Source organism: Planomonospora parontospora, from assembly GCA_014647935.1.
Lineage (GTDB): Bacteria > Actinomycetota > Actinomycetes > Streptosporangiales > Streptosporangiaceae > Planomonospora > Planomonospora parontospora.
This window is the reverse complement of sequence record BMQD01000099.1, coordinates 1-841: the sequence shown is the minus strand read 5'-3', so window position 1 is coordinate 841 and position 841 is coordinate 1. Positions and strand designations below refer to the sequence as shown.

The 841-nt window shown below is 74.2% G+C and carries 1 pseudogene; it reads right to left on the bottom strand.

The annotated features are described in order from the left end of the window. Positions 1-841 (bottom strand): annotated as a pseudogene (locus IEZ07_RS35290) (lantibiotic dehydratase); the annotation flags it as partial.

The window sequence follows — 841 nt, the reverse complement described above, 5'->3', positions numbered from 1 at the left end:
CCAGCCGGTCGATGGTGATCCGGGGGGCGTGCGGGACGGGCAGCGCGAGCTTGAACGCGTCCATCAGCTGCGTGCTGAGCATCCCGGCGAACATCTCGATCAGCGGCCACCGGTGCCCGTCGGGGGCCGTGGCGACCAACTCGCCGTCCTCGTCCGAGACGGTGACCGCGGTCGCGGGCAGCAACCGGTCCGGGTCGGCGCCCCGGGCTCTGTCGACGCCCAGTTGCCGGTCACCGGGGCCGTCCAGGCCATGGGCGGCGCGGCCGGTGTTGCGGGGGTAGTCCTCCGGATACAGGATCCGGATCCGGTCCGGACCCAGATCGAGGTCGTAGTGGGCGCGCAGCCGGTCGGGGTCGGGGTGGAACGGGCTGAACAGCGCGCTGTCGAACGGCGTCCACGCCGGGTGCAGCTCACCGAGGACCACCAGGTGGTCGCCGCGGTTGATCGCCTCGACGTCGGTGGCGCAGATCTGCAGGTCGGGGCTGTGCAACCGGGCGGTGGACCAGCCCGGCCGCCGCGCGGGGAACAGCCGCGCCACCGCCTCGGCGAGGTCGGCGGCGGACAACCGGACGCGGGCACCGCCCTCGGCCGCGGGCCGTACGCCGATCAGTTCGGCCCAGCGCCGGGTGAAGTCCTCCGACACCGCGTGGAACGGGCCCGCGCCCGGGGCGAACAGCAGCCCCTGGGCGAGGTACCAAAGGTCGGCCAGGCGGACCGGGCCGTCGCCGGTGTCCTCCCGCAGTTCGTCGTGGAGCTCGCGCAGGACCTTCTCACCCGCACCGGCGAGTTCGGCGGTCAGCCAGCGGGCGGTGGTGAGGATGACCTCCAGCGGCGCCGCGAG